The sequence below is a fragment of the Rhizobium sp. YIM 134829 genome (assembly GCF_046546455.1).
Map to the genome: position 1 here is coordinate 1 of NZ_JBKHKI010000006.1, position 16,974 is coordinate 16,974.

General features: G+C 66.9%; 14 protein-coding genes. 8 read left to right on the forward strand and 6 right to left on the reverse strand.

Translation table 11 applies throughout. The features are described from left to right. Both ACLE20_RS11935 and hutC read right to left on the reverse strand, forming a co-directional pair. Window positions 1–1,215 (reverse strand): HAMP domain-containing protein (locus ACLE20_RS11935; protein ID WP_410940522.1); only part of this gene is annotated, 1,215 nt, incomplete at its 3' end. A 155-nt stretch (window positions 1,216–1,370) separates the two neighbouring features. Further along, complete coding sequence (hutC, locus tag ACLE20_RS11940) at window positions 1,371–2,150, reverse strand: histidine utilization repressor (RefSeq protein ID WP_410940523.1); 780 nt, start codon at window positions 2,148–2,150, stop codon at window positions 1,371–1,373. A gap of 148 nt (window positions 2,151–2,298) precedes the next feature. Between hutC and hutI the strand changes: the two genes are divergently transcribed. Genes hutI through ACLE20_RS11965 form a run of 5 tightly spaced genes read left to right on the forward strand, consistent with a single transcriptional unit; the run spans window position 2,299 to window position 8,240 of the window. Then, window positions 2,299–3,555 carry an imidazolonepropionase gene (gene hutI, locus ACLE20_RS11945; protein ID WP_410940524.1) on the forward strand — a complete coding sequence of 419 codons (1,257 nt, stop codon included), beginning with the start codon at window positions 2,299–2,301 and terminating at the stop codon, window positions 3,553–3,555. Between the two features lie 36 nt (window positions 3,556–3,591). After that, window positions 3,592–5,127 (forward strand): histidine ammonia-lyase, encoded by a 1,536-nt coding sequence (gene hutH, locus ACLE20_RS11950; protein ID WP_410940525.1) that lies wholly within the window; start codon window positions 3,592–3,594, stop codon window positions 5,125–5,127. A gap of 1 nt (window position 5,128) precedes the next feature. After that, window positions 5,129–5,938: an N-formylglutamate deformylase gene (hutG, locus tag ACLE20_RS11955; protein ID WP_410940526.1), complete on the forward strand. Its 810-nt coding sequence runs from the start codon at window positions 5,129–5,131 to the stop codon at window positions 5,936–5,938. 21 nt (window positions 5,939–5,959) lie between these two features. Further along, a complete protein-coding gene (hutU, locus tag ACLE20_RS11960; RefSeq protein ID WP_410940527.1) occupies window positions 5,960–7,645 on the forward strand; it encodes a urocanate hydratase in 1,686 nt (561 codons plus the stop codon). A gap of 4 nt (window positions 7,646–7,649) precedes the next feature. Further along, on the forward strand, window positions 7,650–8,240 hold the full coding sequence (locus ACLE20_RS11965; protein WP_410940528.1) for a HutD family protein: 591 nt from the start codon (window positions 7,650–7,652) through the stop codon (window positions 8,238–8,240). Here ACLE20_RS11965 and solA read toward each other — a convergent pair. Then, on the reverse strand, window positions 8,212–9,357 hold the full coding sequence (gene solA, locus ACLE20_RS11970) for an N-methyl-L-tryptophan oxidase (RefSeq protein ID WP_410940529.1): 1,146 nt from the start codon (window positions 9,355–9,357) through the stop codon (window positions 8,212–8,214). The two genes, ACLE20_RS11965 and solA, sit on opposite strands and share 29 nt — an antisense overlap. Window positions 9,358–9,676: 319 nt before the next feature. Here solA and ACLE20_RS11975 point away from each other — a divergent pair, with 319 nt between their 5' ends. Both ACLE20_RS11975 and ACLE20_RS11980 read left to right on the forward strand, forming a co-directional pair. Further along, entirely contained in the window at window positions 9,677–11,791 is a 2,115-nt protein-coding gene (locus tag ACLE20_RS11975) for a methyl-accepting chemotaxis protein (RefSeq protein WP_410940819.1), read from the forward strand. 172 nt (window positions 11,792–11,963) lie between these two features. Further along, window positions 11,964–12,950: an aldo/keto reductase gene (locus tag ACLE20_RS11980; protein WP_410940530.1), complete on the forward strand. Its 987-nt coding sequence runs from the start codon at window positions 11,964–11,966 to the stop codon at window positions 12,948–12,950. Window positions 12,951–13,029: 79 nt separating this feature from the next. Here the strand turns inward: ACLE20_RS11980 and ACLE20_RS11985 are convergent, their stop codons facing one another. Continuing rightward, complete coding sequence (locus tag ACLE20_RS11985; protein WP_410940531.1) at window positions 13,030–13,389, reverse strand: c-type cytochrome; 360 nt, start codon at window positions 13,387–13,389, stop codon at window positions 13,030–13,032. A 113-nt stretch (window positions 13,390–13,502) separates the two neighbouring features. Beyond that, window positions 13,503–14,471: an AraC family transcriptional regulator gene (locus ACLE20_RS11990; protein WP_410940532.1), complete on the reverse strand. Its 969-nt coding sequence runs from the start codon at window positions 14,469–14,471 to the stop codon at window positions 13,503–13,505. 184 nt (window positions 14,472–14,655) lie between these two features. Between ACLE20_RS11990 and ACLE20_RS11995 the strand changes: the two genes are divergently transcribed. Further along, the gene (locus ACLE20_RS11995; RefSeq protein ID WP_410940820.1) at window positions 14,656–15,837 is read left to right on the forward strand and encodes an MFS transporter; all 1,182 of its coding nucleotides are present in this window, start codon (window positions 14,656–14,658) and stop codon (window positions 15,835–15,837) included. A gap of 187 nt (window positions 15,838–16,024) precedes the next feature. Here the strand turns inward: ACLE20_RS11995 and ACLE20_RS12000 are convergent, their stop codons facing one another. Continuing rightward, window positions 16,025–16,936, reverse strand: coding sequence for a LysR family transcriptional regulator (locus ACLE20_RS12000; protein WP_410940533.1), 912 nt, complete (start codon window positions 16,934–16,936; stop codon window positions 16,025–16,027). Between the last annotated feature and the right edge of the window lie 38 nt (window positions 16,937–16,974).

Sequence of the window (16,974 nt, forward strand, 5' to 3'; positions counted from 1 at the left end):
GCGGGCCTCTTCCGCACGCTTGGACGAGTTCGCCACATTGGCGGTGATCTCGTCGAGCGCGGCGGCGGTTTCCTCGAGCGAGGCCGCCTGCTGTTCGGTGCGCTTGGAGAGGTCGTCGGCGCTGCGGCTGATCTCGCGCGAGCCGCCATCGATCGAGCCGGTGGCATCGGCGACGGAGGCGAGCGTCGTGCGCAGCTGGTCGACGGCCTGGTTGAAGTCGGCGCGCAGGCTTTCGAACTCCTCGGCGAAACGGTCGGTCAGCTGGAAGGCGAGGTCGCCGGAGGCGAGATGCTTCAGCCCGCTTGCCAGACCCGAAGTCGCTTCGGCCATGGCCTGCGCCCGGCGGCGATCCTCTTCCTCGCGGGTCAGGCGTTCCTGATCCGACAGGCTGCGCTGACGCTCGGCTTCGGATTCCAGGTCGCGGGCCTTCAGGCCATTATCCTTAAAGATCTGCACGGCGCGGGCCATGCCGCCCACTTCGTCTCGACGCGCGGTGCCATCAACGGGGGCCGTCAGGTCGCCGCTGGCCAACGTCGTCATCACGCCCGAGAGCGTGGTGATCGGGCGGATCAGCCAAGCGCGGATGGCAAAGAAGCCGATCAGGACGACGACCAGCGTACCGCCGATCACGAGGCCGAGCGTCGTCCAATAGGTCGCAATCGAGGTGGCCGTCAGCTCGTCGCTGCGGCGGTCGACATTGGCGAGCAGCGTGTTGGTGCCCTCGGTCAGGGCCTTGCTGAGCGGCGGAAAGTTGGGCTCGCATTCGCGCAGATAGGCGGCCTGCGCGCTGATCCGGTCCTGCGAACCGCGTGCCTGCGCGCCGCGGGTAAAGGCATTGGCGCAGGTCTGGTCGAGCACCGTCAGGCCATCGGCCTTCAGCTTGGAAATGATCGTGTCGCTTTCGCTGGCCGCCAGGGCATTGTCCGCATGCAGCACGAATTCGTCGTGGGCCTGCTTGAGATTGTCGGCCGCGGTCTTGGTGGCCTCGGCCGTGTTGACGATCATCAGCGTTCCGGCGGCAGCCCGCGCGGCCTGGAAGGCGCGGTTGGCGCGGGCAAGTTCGGTCGCGGCGCGGCTCTCATTCTTGAGCATGTCCGAATAGGCGTCGTCCGTTCGGATAATCCGGTCACCCGAATAGAGCGCCGTCCCAAGAGAGAACAGAGCGAAGAGACCCATCAGGGCCAGAAATTTTCCGATGATTGGAATGTTTTGCATGGAACGCCTCGAGCGAAGTCTGAGCCGGAACACGGCTCCCTGAGTAAGGGAGCCCGGACGTTATTCGCATCAATTTAAGGCGAGGTTTACGGAGTTTCCTCTTTTCAGGCATCTGCAACCGTACAGAGGATCGTGAGAACTCCGCCGCCCTCCGCCTATCGCTCCTTCGGCTGCGAAGGGGCGAAGCTCGCGGTCAGCGCATGGCGGTCGCCAGGATAGATCAATCTCACATGGGTGATGGTCGCGCTCTGGCTGAAGGTGCGCCGCTCGACGATGAGGCATGGGGCGCCAGGCCCGAGGCCGAGCGCTTCGGCAATCTCGGCATCGGCGGCACGCGCCCGAATCGTGTGCTCGGCCGCATTCCAGGGCACGAGCGTCAGCAGCCAGGCGCCGGGCGCGGTCTCGGCGAAGCTCTCCTCCTCCGCGCCGGGGGCGCAGTCGAGATTGATCAGCCGCTCTTCCAGACAGAAAGGCCGCCCGCCGGCCAGATGCAGGCAGGTGAGCTCGAGCACCGGCCGACGGAGCGGAAGCCCCAGCCGGTCGCGGTCCTGCGCGCTTGCCAGCCGGCGCTTGCGGGAGAGCAGCCTGTAGTCATAGGCAAGCTCCAGCCCTTCCACCTCGGCGCGGATTTCGTGGATCTCCAGAACGGCGGATTGGGAGACCGGGGCGCGCACCGTCGAGCCGCTCTTGCGACGCCGTTCGATCAGGCCGAGCCTGGCCAGTTCGGACAGCGCCTTGTTCGCGGTCATGCGTGAGCAGCCATAGGTTTCCGCCAGCGCCGTTTCCGCCGGGATCTTGTAGCCGGGCGGCCAGGCGCCGGACAGGATCTGGCCCTCGATGGCGTGAAAGATGCGCTGGTGCAGCGTGCCTTCGCCAGCTCCATCCGGCCCTGCCGCCTGCGGCGTCGGTGTGTCGCGTGTCTGATCGTCCGTCATCCGCGGTCCTTCGCCATCCCGTGAGGCTCTTCAGCCGGTCCTGCGGTCTGTCCGCAAGGTCATGCGCCGGTTCCGCAGCTGAAAATCCGCTTGCCGGTTTCGATATTATGTCTATACATAACTTCGGAACCGGAAAGGCGCAAGATTCATGTCGTCCTCGACCCCGCAGGCATCCTCTCCCTCATCCGCCGGCACCCGCTATGATCGGGTCTGGCGTAATGCGCGGCTGGCGACGCTCGATCCGCGTCTGCCGGGCCTTGGCCTGGTCGAGGGTGGCGCGATCGCCGTGCGCGATGGCCGCATTGCCTATGCGGGGTCGGAAGAGGGGCTGGCGCTCGCTGCTGGAGAGGCCGGAGAGGTGATCGACTGCGAGGGTCGCTGGATCACGCCGGGCCTCATCGATTGCCACACCCATCTCGTTCATGCCGGCAACCGGGCCAACGAGTTCGAGATGCGGCTTGCCGGTGCGACTTATGAGGAGATGGCGCGTGCCGGCGGCGGCATCATCTCTTCGGTCAGGGCGCTGCGGGCGGCCAGCGAAGAGCGACTGGTCGAGGAAAGCCTGCCGCGGCTCGATGCGCTGATTGCCGAAGGCGTCACCACGGTCGAGATCAAGTCCGGCTACGGCCTGGACCTCGATAATGAGGCGAAGGCGCTGCGCGCCGCGCGGACGCTCGGTGAGCGGCGCGATGTCACCGTCCGCACCAGCTTCCTCGGTGCCCACGCCCTGCCGCCGGAATACAAGACCGACCGCGCCGGCTATCTTGCTCGGCTGATCGACGAGATGCTGCCGGCAATCGCAACCGAAGGTCTGGCCGATGCGGTGGATGGCTTCTGCGAAGGCATCGCCTTTTCGCCGGAGGAGATCGCTCAGCTCTTCACGGCCGCGCGGGCGTTCGGCCTGCCGGTCAAGCTCCATGCCGACCAGCTTTCCAATCTTCATGGCGCGGCGCTCGCCGCCTCCCTCGGAGCGCTCTCCGCCGACCATCTGGAACATACGGATGCCGAAGGCGTCGCGGCCATGAAGGCGAGCGGTACCGTCGCGGTCATCCTGCCCGGCGCCTATTATTTCATCCGTGAAACGCAGAAGCCGCCGATCGCGCTCTTTCGCGAGGCGGGCGTGCCGATGGCGGTGGCGACGGACTGCAATCCCGGCACATCGCCGCTCACCTCGCTGCTGCTCACCATGAACATGGCCGCGACGCTGTTCGGCCTGACGGTCGAGGAATGTCTTGCCGGTGTGACGCGCGAGGCGGCTCGGGCGCTCGGCATCGGTCACGAGGTCGGCACGCTGGAGACCGGCAAATGGGCCGATTTCGCGCTCTGGAACATCGAGCGCCCCGCCGAACTCGTCTACCGCATGGGCTTCAATCCGCTCCATGCCCGCATTCGCAACGGACAGTGATGTGGCCGCGCCGCCACTGAGGAGGACCCTATCGCCATGACCCTCGTTCTCCATCCGGGCTCCGTTCCGCTCTCGGTGCTGGAAACCATCTACTGGACCGGCGAGCCGGCCCGGCTCGATTCCGCCTTCGATGCGGGCATCGAGAAGGCGGCGCGGCGCATTGCCGAGATCGCGGCCGGCAATGCGCCGGTCTATGGCATCAATACAGGCTTCGGGAAGCTCGCCAGCATCAAGATCGACGCGGCGGATGTGGCGACCTTGCAGCGCAACCTCATCCTCTCTCATTGCTGCGGCGTCGGCGCGCCGCTGCCGGAGGATGTGGTACGGCTGATCATGGCGCTGAAGCTCATCTCGCTCGGCCGCGGCGCCTCCGGCGTGCGGCTGGCGCTGGTGCGGCTGATCGAGGCGATGCTCGATCGCGGCGTCCTTCCGGTCATTCCGGAAAAGGGCTCGGTCGGCGCGTCAGGCGATCTCGCCCCGCTCGCCCACCTGGCCGCGGTGATGATGGGCGAGGGGGAGGCCGTCTATCAGGGTCAGCGCCTGGAGGGTCGCCTGGCGCTGGAGCGGGCCGGGCTGGAGCCGGTGGTGCTGGCGGCCAAGGAGGGCCTGGCGCTGATCAACGGCACCCAGGCCTCGACCGCGCTGGCACTGGCCGGCCTCTTCCGCGCCCACCGCGCGGCGCAATCGGCTCTCATCACCGGGGCGCTCTCGACCGATGCCGCCATGGGCTCCTCCGCACCCTTCCATGCCGACATTCACACGCTGCGCGGCCATCGCGGCCAGATCGATGCGGCGGCGGCGCTGCGCGGCCTGCTCGCCGGCTCGGTCATCCGCGAGAGCCATATCGAGGGCGACGAACGCGTCCAGGATCCCTATTGCATCCGCTGCCAGCCGCAGGTGGATGGCGCCTGCCTCGACCTTCTGCGCGCTGTGGCGCGGACGCTGGAGAGCGAGGCCAATGCGGTGACCGACAATCCGCTGGTCCTCTCCGACGACAGCGTCGTCTCCGGCGGCAATTTCCACGCCGAGCCGGTGGCCTTCGCCGCCGACCAGATCGCCATCGCCGTCTGCGAGATCGGCGCGATCGCCCAGCGCCGCATCGCACTGCTCGTCGATCCGGCGCTCTCCTACGGCCTGCCGGCCTTCCTCGCCAAAAAGCCGGGGCTGAATTCCGGCCTGATGATCGCCGAGGTCACCTCGGCGGCTTTGATGAGCGAGAACAAGCAGATGTCCCATCCGGCCTCGGTCGATTCGACGCCGACGTCGGCCAATCAGGAAGACCATGTCTCCATGGCCTGCCATGGCGCCCGGCGGCTCCTGCCGATGACCGACAATCTCTTCGGCATCATCGGCATCGAGGCGCTGACGGCGGCGCAAGGGGTCGAGTTCCGCGCCCCGCTTGCCACCAGCCCGGAGCTGCAAAAGGCGATCGGCGCGATCCGCGGCGTCGTCGAGACGCTGGAGACCGACCGCTATATGGCGAACGACCTGAAGGCCGCGAGCGACCTGATCGCCACGGGTAAGCTCAACGCTGCGGTCTCGCCCGGCATCCTGCCGAGACTGGAGGCGTGACATGGCCGTTTTCGAACTCATCCAGGGGACGTCCCCCGTCATTCTCGCCTTTCCCCATACCGGCACCGCCGTGCCGGAGCGCATCTATGCCCGGCTGAACGAGAAAGGCCGGATGCTTGCCGATACCGACTGGCACATTCACCGGCTCTATGACGGATTGCTGCCGCGCGCGACGACCGTTCGGGCGCTCTTCCATCGCTATGTGATCGACGCCAACCGCGATCCGGCGGGTGCCAGCCTCTATCCAGGCCAGAACACGACCGGCCTCGTGCCCGAGACCGACTTCGACGGCCAGCCGATCTGGCGCGAGGGCGAGGCCCCGGATGCCGCCGAGATCGCCGAACGCACGGCCGCCTTCCACGCGCCTTACCACGCCGCGCTGGCCGCCGAGATTGCGCGAATCCATGCGTTGCATGGCATCGCCGTCGTCTATGACTGCCACTCGATCCGCTCGCACATCCCCTACCTCTTCGAGGGCACGTTGCCCGACTTCAATATCGGCACCAATGACGGGACGAGCTGCGACGCCGTCTTCGAGGCCGCCGCGATCGAGGGCGCGCGACAGGCGGAGCGCTATACGAGCGTGCTCAACGGCCGCTTCAAGGGCGGCTGGACGACGCGCCATTACGGTCGGCCGGAAACGGGTGTGCATGCGGTTCAGATGGAGCTCGCGCAGGCGACTCATCTCGCAACCGAGGCGCCACCTTTCGCCTATGACGCGGCCAAGGCCGAGCGGCTGCGCCAGTCGCTGAAAGCCATTCTCACCACCATCGAAGGCCGGGCGCTCACGCTGTCGCGCCAACCCCACTGAACGACAAGAAAGGGACCACCCATGAGCAACCCGCGCCACAACCTCCGGGACGTTCGCGCCCCCCGCGGCCCGAATCTCAATGCCAAGAGCTGGATGACCGAAGCGCCGCTGCGCATGCTGATGAACAATCTCGACCCGGACGTGGCCGAGAACCCGCATGAGCTGGTCGTCTATGGCGGTATCGGCCGCGCCGCGCGCACCTGGGAGGATTTCGACCGGATCGTTGCCGCCTTGAAGGATCTCGAGGAGGAGGAAACGCTCCTCGTCCAGTCGGGCAAGCCGGTCGGCATCTTCCGCACGCACAAGGATGCGCCGCGCGTCCTGATCGCCAATTCCAATCTGGTGCCGCATTGGGCGACTTGGGATCATTTTCACGAACTGGATAAGAAGGGCCTCGCCATGTACGGCCAGATGACGGCCGGCTCCTGGATCTATATCGGCAGCCAGGGCATCGTGCAGGGCACTTATGAAACCTTCGTCGAGGCGGGGCGCCAGCATTATGGCGGCGATCTCACGGGCAAGTGGATTCTGACCGGCGGGCTCGGCGGCATGGGCGGCGCCCAGCCGCTTGCCGCCGTCATGGCCGGCGCCTGCTGCCTCGCCGTCGAATGTGACGAGACCCGTATCGATTTCCGCATCCGCACCCGTTACGTCGATGAGAAGGCCACCTCGCTCGACGAGGCGCTCGAGAAGATCGACCGCTGGACGAAGGCGGGGGAGGCGAAGTCGGTTGGCCTGCTCGGCAATGCCGCCGACATCTTCCCGGAACTGCTCGCCCGCATGAAGGCCGGCGGCCCGCGGCCGGATATCGTCACCGACCAGACCTCGGCCCATGATCCGCTCAACGGCTATCTGCCCTCCGGCTGGACGGTCGAGGAGGCGAAAGCCAAGCGCGAGAGTGATCCGAAGGCGGTGGAAGCGGCGGCCCGCGCTTCGATGCGCACCCATGTCGAAGCCATGGTCGGCTTCTGGAATGCCGGCGTTCCGACGCTGGACTACGGCAACAACATCCGCCAGGTGGCCAAGGACGAGGGGCTGGAAAATGCCTTCGCCTTCCCAGGATTCGTCCCGGCCTATATCCGCCCGCTTTTCTGCCGCGGCATCGGTCCCTTCCGCTGGGCGGCGCTTTCCGGCGATCCCGAAGATATCCGCAAGACCGACGCGAAGGTAAAGGAGCTGCTGCCCGACAATGCCGCACTTCACCGCTGGCTCGACATGGCAGCCGAGCGGATCGCCTTCCAGGGCCTGCCGGCCCGCATCTGCTGGGTCGGGCTGGGGGATCGCCACCGCCTCGGCCTCGCCTTCAACGAGATGGTGCGCAATGGCGAGCTCAGCGCGCCGATCGTCATCGGCCGCGATCACCTGGATTCCGGCTCCGTCGCCTCGCCGAACCGCGAGACGGAAGCCATGAAGGACGGATCGGACGCTGTGTCCGACTGGCCGCTGCTGAACGCGCTGCTCAACACCGCGTCCGGCGCCACCTGGGTGTCGCTGCATCACGGCGGCGGGGTCGGCATGGGCTTCTCGCAGCATTCGGGCGTCGTCATCTGCTGCGACGGTTCGGAAGCCGCCGACCAACGCATCGCCCGCGTGCTCTGGAACGATCCCGCCACCGGCGTCATGCGCCATGCCGATGCCGGCTACGAGATCGCGCTCGACTGCGCCCGCGACAAGGGTCTGCGCCTGCCCGGCATTCTCGGCAACTGAGCCGATGGCAAGCGAGACGGGGGTGACGATCCTGCGCAGCGCCAACCACCGGCGCATGCCCTGGAAGAATGGTGGCGGCGAGACGATGGAGATTGCCGTCCATCCCACGAACTCCGGGCTCGAGGACTTCGGCTGGCGGGTAAGCATGGCGCGGGTGGAGAGCGACGGGCACTTCTCGCTCTTCCCCGGCATCGACCGGACGCTGGCGCTCCTTGAGGGTGACGGCATGGCGCTCGCGATCGACGGCGCCGCCGAGCGCCTGGTCACACCCGCCACAGAGCCGCTGACCTTCCCCGCCGATCGGCCGACCGAGGCCCGCCTGGTCGGCGGCCCGATCCTCGACCTGAACGTGATGACCCGACGCGGGCTCTGGGACCATAGCGTCACGCATCTGTCGCTCGCGGGGCCACATCTTCTGACGCCCAGGGCAGAGCTGACGCTGCTGCTTGCGCTCGCACCCATCGAGATCGACGCGCATGGCAAGCTCGATCGGCTCGATGCGGCCCTTCTATCGACGCCCGTTCACGTCGCCGCCGAACAGCCGGCGAGCGTTTACCTGATCGCGCTCACGCCGTCCGCGCGGCGAGGGCGCTGAAGGAGAAGGGGGCGATCGGCAGGCCGGTCTCGCCGTCAGCAGCCAGATCGGCGAGGATTTCGCCGATGACGCTGACGAACTTGAAGCCATGGCCGGAGCAGGGGGAGGCGACGACGATCCGCTTCTCGCCCGGCATTGTGTCGATGAGAAAGGTCTCGCCCGGCAGCATCGTATAGCGGCAGGAGACGGCGCGGCTGCGCCGGCCACGACCGGTCGGAATGCGGCGGGCGATGAAGTCGTCGATCAAGGCCAGATCGACATCGTTGACCGGCGGGTTCGGCTGGTCTGGATCGATCTCTTCCTGCAGATGCAGATGCCGGCCGACCTTATATCCGTCCGGGCCGATCACGGGGAAGCCGAAGAAGCTCCCCTCTTCCCCCTCATCGCGAATGAAGGATGGCATGCGGCCGGGAACGGTCAGGAACCCATCTTCGGGCTGATACCAGGCGACCACCTGCTTGATCGGCACCGCATGCGGCCGAAGCGCCGGGACGAGCCGGCTGATCCAGGGCCCGGTGGCCACGATCACCTTGGCGGCGCGCAACCGGCGCCCCGCGCTCACCACGGTCACGCCGGCATCGTCCGGCTCGATCGCCTCGACCGCCTCGTTGAAGTGCAGCTGCGCGCCCGCGGCGGCCGCCAGCCGGACATGGCCGGCTATCGCCCGCTCCGGCCGCAAATAGCCGCCCTGCGGGTCGAAACAGGCGACTTCGCCCTCGTCCATGGTAAAGGCCGGATGACGCTGGCGGACGGTTTCGCGGTCGAGCATCTCGATCGTCAGCCCGTGCAGCGCGGCGCTCTTCTTTGTCCCGAGCACCACGTCGCAATCCGGTGCGCCGATCTGCAGCACGCCGGTCAGCGTCAGGATTTCCTCCCGCAGCGCCTGTTCCAGTTTGCGCCAGTTTTCGTAGGCGCGGCGGAGCAGGGGGACGTAAGCGGGATCTTCGAAATAGCCGAGGCGGATCAGGCGGCTGTCGCCATGCGAAGAGGAAAGGGGATGCGCCGGATAGGCCGCCTCGAACCCGACCACACGCACTCCCCGGGCGGCGAGATGCGCGGCGGCCGCGCTCCCCATCGCGCCGAGGCCCACAATCGCCACGTCGAAACCATCACTCACTGCCTTGCTCCTGCCGCCGATCGGCCCATGCCCTGCGCATGGCCTCGACTGCGGATTAAGCATGCCGAGCGCCGCGCCGCGAGGGCTTTTGTCAGAATCACACCGTTCGGCGATCGGCGCGAAGCTGAGCGACCGTTTAGATCACATTAACGTTGCATCGTTAGTTTCCGCTTGCCAAGGCCGCAGATCGGCCGGGACGGTCGCATGAGGCGGCCGACAATGCCGGACGCGGCATATGTCTCCTTGCAGCGAACCTCCCCGCTTTCACCCCGTGCTGCCCTCGTGCAGGCCCGGCCGCATGCGCGGTCCCTTGTTGGCTGTGCGGCCGCTCTTGAAGGATTCGAACTTGCCCAGACGGTCCAACCTCATGACGCGCATTCTGCTTGCCGCGTCCGTCGCCGTGGCCGGCGCCTTTGCCGGCTTTTCCCTCTATATCGACACGCTGCAGCACGGCGCCGCGAGGCAGGCGGTGGAATCGACCGTTGCCTCGTCCGGCAAGCAGGCGGCGCAGAGCGTCGCCAACTGGCTGAATGGCCGCGTGACGCTGACGGCGATGACCGCCCAGGCCGCAGGCAGCGCCGAGGGAGAGGATGGCCTCCTCCGCGTTTTGAAGAACGACGTCCTGGTCAAGGAATTCATGACGACCTATGTCGGCGACGAGACCGGACGCTTCACCATGTGGCCGGACAGCCCGATGCCGGCCGGTTACGACCCGCGTCAGCGCCCCTGGTACCAGGATGCCGTCAAGGCGCAGAGCGCGGTGCTGACCGATCCCTATATCGATGCCTCCACCAATGAGTTGATCATCAGCGCCGCCGTGCCGGTCACGAAGGATGGGGCGCTCAAGGGGGTTGCCGGCAGCGACTTCTCGCTGAAGACGCTGGTCTCGATGATCCAGTCGATCGATGCCGGCCCGGGCGGCTTTGCCTTCCTCGTCAACAAATCCGGCCAGATTCTCGTCCATCCCGACGCCAAGCTGGTGACGAAGCCGATCGCCGAGGCCTTCCCCACCAACACGCCGGCTATTGCGAGCGACATTTCCACGACCGAGCTCGCCGGCAAGCCGATGTTGGTCAGCTTCGTCCCCGTGGCCGGCCTGCCGACGGTCGAATGGTATGTCGGCTTTGCGGTCGATGCGGATGCCGCCTATGCCGGCGTCGGCCAGTTCCGCGCCGCCGCTGCGGTCGCAACTCTGCTCGCCGTGGGCATCATGATCGCGCTGATGGCGAGCCTGCTCAGCCGCCTCGTGGTCCGCCCGGTGACCGAGATGACCGGCGCGATGGAAAAGCTCGCTGCCGGCCAGTATGACGTCACCATTCCCGGCGAAGAACGTCGCGACCAGATCGGCTCCATGGCCGCCGCCGTCGCCGTCTTCCGCGGCAATGCCATCGAGCGGGCACGTCTCGAAGGCGAGGCTGAAACCGGCCGTTCGCTTTCCGAGCAGGAACGGCGCGAGCGCGAAGTGGTCAAGGCGCGGGAAACCGCCGATATCCAGCAGGCGGTCGAGGAACTGGCCACCGGTCTCGGCCGGCTGGCCGAGGGCGATCTTGGCTATCGGATCGACCGGCCCTTCGTTCAGCATCTCGACCGGCTGCGGGCCGACTTCAACAATGCCGTCGGCAAGCTTCACGATGCGCTCGAAACCGTCGGCAGCAATGCCAAGGCGATCGATGCCGGCGCCAGCGAGATCCGCCATGCCGCCGATGACCTCGCCCGCCGCACCGAGCAGCAGGCCGCATCGGTGGAAGAGACCGCCGCGGCGCTGGAAGAGATCACCACCACCGTGCGCGACAGTGCGCGGCGGGCCGAGGAAGTCGGCGCCCTGGTCGACCGCACGCGTGCCGGTGCCGAGAAGTCGGGCGATGTCGTCGGCAAGGCCGTCCAGGCCATGCAGGGCATCGAGCGCTCCTCGGGCGAGATCGCCAACATCATCGGCGTGATCGACGAGATCGCCTTCCAGACCAACCTGCTGGCGCTGAATGCCGGTGTGGAAGCCGCCCGCGCCGGGGAGGCCGGCAAGGGCTTTGCGGTGGTCGCTCAGGAAGTGCGCGAGCTTGCGCAGCGTTCCGCCAATGCCGCCAAGGAGATCAAGGCGCTGATCACCACCTCGAGCGAGCAGGTTCGCGCCGGCGTGACTCTCGTCGGCGAAACCGGGCAGTCCTTGCAGGCGATCGTTGGCCAGGTCCAGGAGATCAACGGCCATATCAACGCCATCGTCACGGCAACGCGCGAACAGTCGACCGGCCTGCAGGAGATCAACACTGCGGTCAACAGCATGGATCAGGGCACGCAGCAGAACGCGGCGATGGTCGAGGAGCAGACCGCGGCGAGCCATGGCCTCGCCTCCGAAGCCGCGGCGCTCAACGACCTGCTCGCCCAGTTCCGCCTCGGCGCCACACGGCAAAGCACCACGCCGCATCGCCGCGCGGCCTGAGTCTGCGACGGATCGAACCAGAGAAGGGGCCGGGGAGACCTGGCCCTTTTCCATGTGAGATCATTCCGAATGTCCGCTCCGCCTTGCCAAGCCCGGCCCCATCGGCCATAGGCTTGCGCCTTGAGTGACGTGCATCGGCTTTCCCGATGCCGTCCCAAGCGGAGGTCTTGTCGTGAAATATCATTCCTTTGGGCGCATGCCCTTCACCGTCTCCAATGTCGGCTTCGGCGCCTGGCAGATCGGCGGGTCCTGGGGCGAGATCAGCGAGGCGGATGGCCGCAAGGCGCTGAACGCCGCGCTCGATGCCGGCATCACCTTCATCGACACGGCCGACGTCTATGGCGATGGCCGCTCGGAGAAGATCATCGCCGAGGTTCTCTCCGAACGCGTTGGCGATCGCCCCATGGTTGCCACCAAGGCCGGCCGCCGGCTGAGCCCACATGTGGCCGACGGCTATACCAAGGCCAATCTCGAAGGGTTCATCGACCGGAGTCTCGCCAATCTGAAGGTCGAGTGCCTCGATCTCGTCCAGCTCCACTGCCCGCCGACCGAGGTGCTCTACCGCCAGGAGGTGTTCGAGGGCCTGGCCGAGCTACAGGCGGCGGGCAAGATCGCCGGCTACGGCGTGTCGGTCGAAAAGGTCGAGGAAGCGCTGAAGGCGATCGAGTATCCGGGCGTCGTCAGCATCCAGATCATCTACAACCTGTTCCGCCAGCGCCCGGACCATCTGTTCTTTACCGAAGCGCGGCGGAAAAACGTGGCCGTCATCGCCCGCGTGCCCCTGGCCAGCGGCCTGCTCTCCGGCAAGATCAAGGCCGAGACGCAATTTGCCGCCGACGACCACCGCAACTTCAACCGCAATGGTGAGGCTTTCGATGTCGGGGAGACCTTCGCGGGCGTTCCCTTCGAGGTCGGGCTGCAGGCGGTCGAGGAGGTGCGCAAGCTGGTGCCGGAGGGGGCGAGCATGGCCGCCTTCGCGCTGCGCTGGATCCTGATGAGCGAGGCCGTCACCGTCGTTATCCCCGGCGCCCGCAACGAGGAGCAGGCGCGCGCCAATGCCGCCGCCGCCGATCTGGCACCGCTGTCCAATGAGCTGATGACCGCCTCACGCGAGATCTACACGCGGCTGATCAAGCCGCATGTGCATCAGCGCTGGTAGCGGCACTGCCGCCTCTCATCTCTGCGGTGAGGGGCGGGCCCGCCAACCTGCCGGCCTTTCTGTCAAGCGGGCTCGGTCCTCAAGGGTTTGCCTTGAGATAGGCGATGACGTCGTCGATCGAGGATTGCGACCAGAAGCCCCAGAAGCGCATGCTGGTGCCGGGCACCTTGCGCTTGGGGTTTGAGAGGAAGGCGGAGAGATCGGCCTCGGTCCAGACGAGGCCTTGGTCTCCCGCTGCCTTCATCGCCTCCGAATAGCGAAAGCCAGGCAGGCTGCCGGCGCGCCGGCCGACGACGCCCTGCAGGCTTGGGCCGAAGACGGTGCGGTCACCGACGGCCACATGGCAATTGGAGCAGGCCTTGAAGGTCGCTGCCCCGCGCTTGGCGTCGCCGTCTTCGGCGCACGCGGTGAACGGCACGGCCAGCAGGGTCGCGAGCACCAATATCGTCCGTATTCTCCAAGAACGCTGTCCCATCCGCCGACCTCCTGAGCATGACGCCTTCGCCATCTTGAGCCGGAAGATAGGGCGGCTGCCGGCTTCCCGAAGGCCGCTTATTCTGCGGCGGCCAGAGGTGTGGCCGCCAGAGGTGCGGCGGCGAGCGAGGCGCGGCCTGGGCTGCGCGCCTGGCTCGGCGAGGTGCCGACGATGCGCTTGAAGGCGCGGCTGAAGGAGGCCTCCGACTCATAGCCGAGCCGCTCGGCCACCAAGGCCACGCGCTGGCCGTCGCGCAGCCATTGATGCGCCTGCTGCATCCGCATGCGCGCCACATAGCGGGCCGGCGTTTCTCCGACGGCGTCAGCAAAGCGCTGGGCGAAGCCGGAGCGCGAGGCACCCATCTCGCGCGCCAGGGCCTCGACGCTCCAGTCGTGGGCGGGGTTCAGGTGAATGGCGGCGAGCACCCGGCCGACATCGGGATGGCGCACGGCGGCCAGCCAGCCCGAGGAATCGCCGCAGCCATGCTCCACCCAGGTGCGGATCAGCGTCGCGGTCAGCACGTCGGCGAGGCGCGCGAGAATACCGCCGGCGCCGACACGGTCCATGTCGACCTCGCGCATCATCGCGTCGAGCAGCGGCGGGATCGTGGGCTCGCTCGCGGCCAGATCGCGCGTTTCGATCACTGCCGGCATCATCTGCAGAAGCGGATGGCGCTTGTCGATATTGAACCGCATCTCGGCGAAGAACAGCGTGTTGCGCTTCTCCGCGCAGGGGCATTGCAGGTCGATGATCCCATCGCAGACGGTCTTGCGCGGCATGGCCCCGACCGGGACCGGCGGCAGCCCCGGTTCGCTCGCCAGCACATGCGCATCGCCGCGCGGCAGAAGCACGGCGTCACCTGCCTGCATCTCGATCCAGTGCCCGTCCGGTGCCTGCAGGAAGGCATGGCCCATGGCAAGGAAGTGAAAATGCGCCTCCTCCTTGGCTGGGAAGCCCGTGGCAAACGGATGAGAGGGCTGGCAGCGTCCATATTCCACGCCGTCCAGTCTCAGGCCGCGCAACATTTCGGTGAGGGGATCATGCATGCCCGGCTCCTGCAACAGAGGTTTACGCTCTGCAATGCATGACCTGCATTGGACGAAAGGTCAAGATTTTTGGATTAACTAGCATAGAAACGCCAGGACGTGGCGCCTAGCTTGCGGCTTCCTCCCAAGGAGCACGCTGATGAATACCACCTCCCTTTCTGATCCCTTCGACGACGACCGCACCATGGCCGAGACCGGACCCGAGCAACCCGCTTATTGGGCCGGCGTCGTCTCGCTGGCGCTCGGCGTCTTCGGCCTCGTCACGGCCGAGTTCCTGCCGGCCAGCCTCCTGACCCCGATCGCCAAGGATCTCGGCGTCAGCCTCGGCGCGGCCGGCCAGTCCATGACCATGACCGCCGTCGTCGGCGCCATCGCCGGTCCGGGCGTCGTCATCGCCACCCGCAGCTTCGACCGCCGCCTCGTCCTCTTCGGCCTGACGGCGACGCTGGTCCTCTCCAGCCTGCTCGCCGCCACCGCCGGCGGGCTGGTCCAGCTATTCCTCGCCCGTGCCCTGCTCGGCATCGGGCTCGGCGGTTTCTGGGCCATGTCGCTGGCGCTCGCCATGCGGCTGGTACCCGGGCGGCTGATGCCGCGCGCCATGGCAATCGTCATGTCCGGCGTGTCCGCCGCCACCGTCTGCGCGGCGCCTATCGGCGCCTATGTCGGCGACCTGCTCGGCTGGCGCGCCGCTTTCGCCATCGCCGCGGTTCTCGGCCTCGCGGCACTCCTCTTGCAGATCCTGACGCTGCCGGCCATGCCGCCCAAGGGCTCGGCCAGTCTCGCGACCATGGCGGCCGTGCTGCGCCGGCCGAGCATTCGGCTCGGGCTGCTCACCGTGCTTTTGGTTGTCTCGGGGCATTTCGCCGGCTTCACATTCATCCGGCCCTTTCTCGAAACCGGGCCGCAGATGAGCGTCGGCGGCATTTCCGCGACGCTGCTCGCCTTCGGCGTCGGCGGCTTCCTCGGCAATCTGGTCGGCGGCGTCCTCGCCGAGCGCAACACGCCGCGCGCCATCATCTTCTCCTCCGGCGGCATCGCCGCCATGGCGCTGGTGTTGACGCTTGCCGGAAGCTCGGTCGCCCTCGTTGCCATCGCCACCGCGCTCTGGGGCTTCTTCTTCGGCGCCCTGCCGGTCAGCGTTCAGAGCTTCGTGACCAAGGCGGCCGGCGACGAGGCCGAAAGTGCCGGCGCCATGATGCTCACCACCTTCCAGATCGCCATCTGCAGCGGCGCCATCTTCGGCGGCCTGATCGTCAACACGCAGGGCCCCGCTGGTGTCTTCGCCTTCACGACCCTCGGCACCCTCCTTGGCGCCGCCACCATCGCCTTCGGCAGCCGGAGACGGCTGGTGCCGAGCGAGGGGTGAATTCATCCTCGGCCAGTGGAATGGACAACGCCGTCTCTCGCGAGACGGCGTTGTCCATTGCAAGAGAAGCCGTTTAGTGAAATTGAAAGTGCGAGCTTTAGCAGGAGCTTGCCCGGGCGGCATGATGCAGTCGACGAAAGACTTCATCCACCCTGCGAATCGCCGGAAACGTCCCGCCACCAGCGCCTTACAGCCCCGCCGCCCTATGGCTCTGGATCAGCTTGGCGAGCCAGTCGACGAAGACGCGGACCTTGTTGGAGAGGTGGCGGGTCTGGGGGTAGACGATGTAGAGCGGAATGCTCTCGCCCGACCATTCGGGGAGGATCCGCACCAGCTCGCCCTTCGCCAAGGCCTCGCCGACCATGAAGCGTGGTGACTGGATGACGCCCATGCCGGCGAGTGCGGCGCTGACATAGGAGCGGGCATCGTTGACGGAGACGATGTAGTTGGGCGTAATCTCCCGCAGCTCCTCGCCGCGGCGGAACTCCATCGGATAGACGCGGCCGGTCTGCGTGGCGAGATAGCCGACGGCCCAGTGCTCGCCGTTGAGATCTTCGGGATTTTCCGGCAGGCCGAACTGCTCGATATAGCTGGGGGCGGCGCAGGGCACCATGGCCATCTCGCCCACCTTGCGGGCGATGAGCGACTGGTCGCCCGGCGTGCCCGCGCGCAGCGCGCAGTCGACATTCTCGGCGATATAGTCGACCAGCCGGTCGCCGACGCCGATGTCGAGTCTAATCTGCGGATATTGCTGGTAGAAGTCGCAGAGGGCCGGGACGACGATCAGGTCGGCAAAGGCGCCGGCCATTTCGACCCGAAGCCGGCCGCTCGGCTGTGTCTGGGAGCTGGAGAGGCTTGAATCGAGCTCGTCGAGCTCGGCCAGGATCTGCATGGCCCGCTCGTAATAGAGCGCGCCATCATTGGTAACCATGACGCGGCGGGTGGTGCGATTGAGCAGCGTGGTGCGCAAATGCTGCTCCAGGCCTTGGACCAAAGTCGTGACCGTCGTCTTCGGGATGTTCAGCGTCGTTGCGGCCCGGGTGAAGTTGCCGGTTTCCACGACGCGGACAAAGGCCCGCATTGCCGCAATCTGGTCCATGATCGCTCTCTCTTGCTGCGCCGCGGAATTGTTCGGAA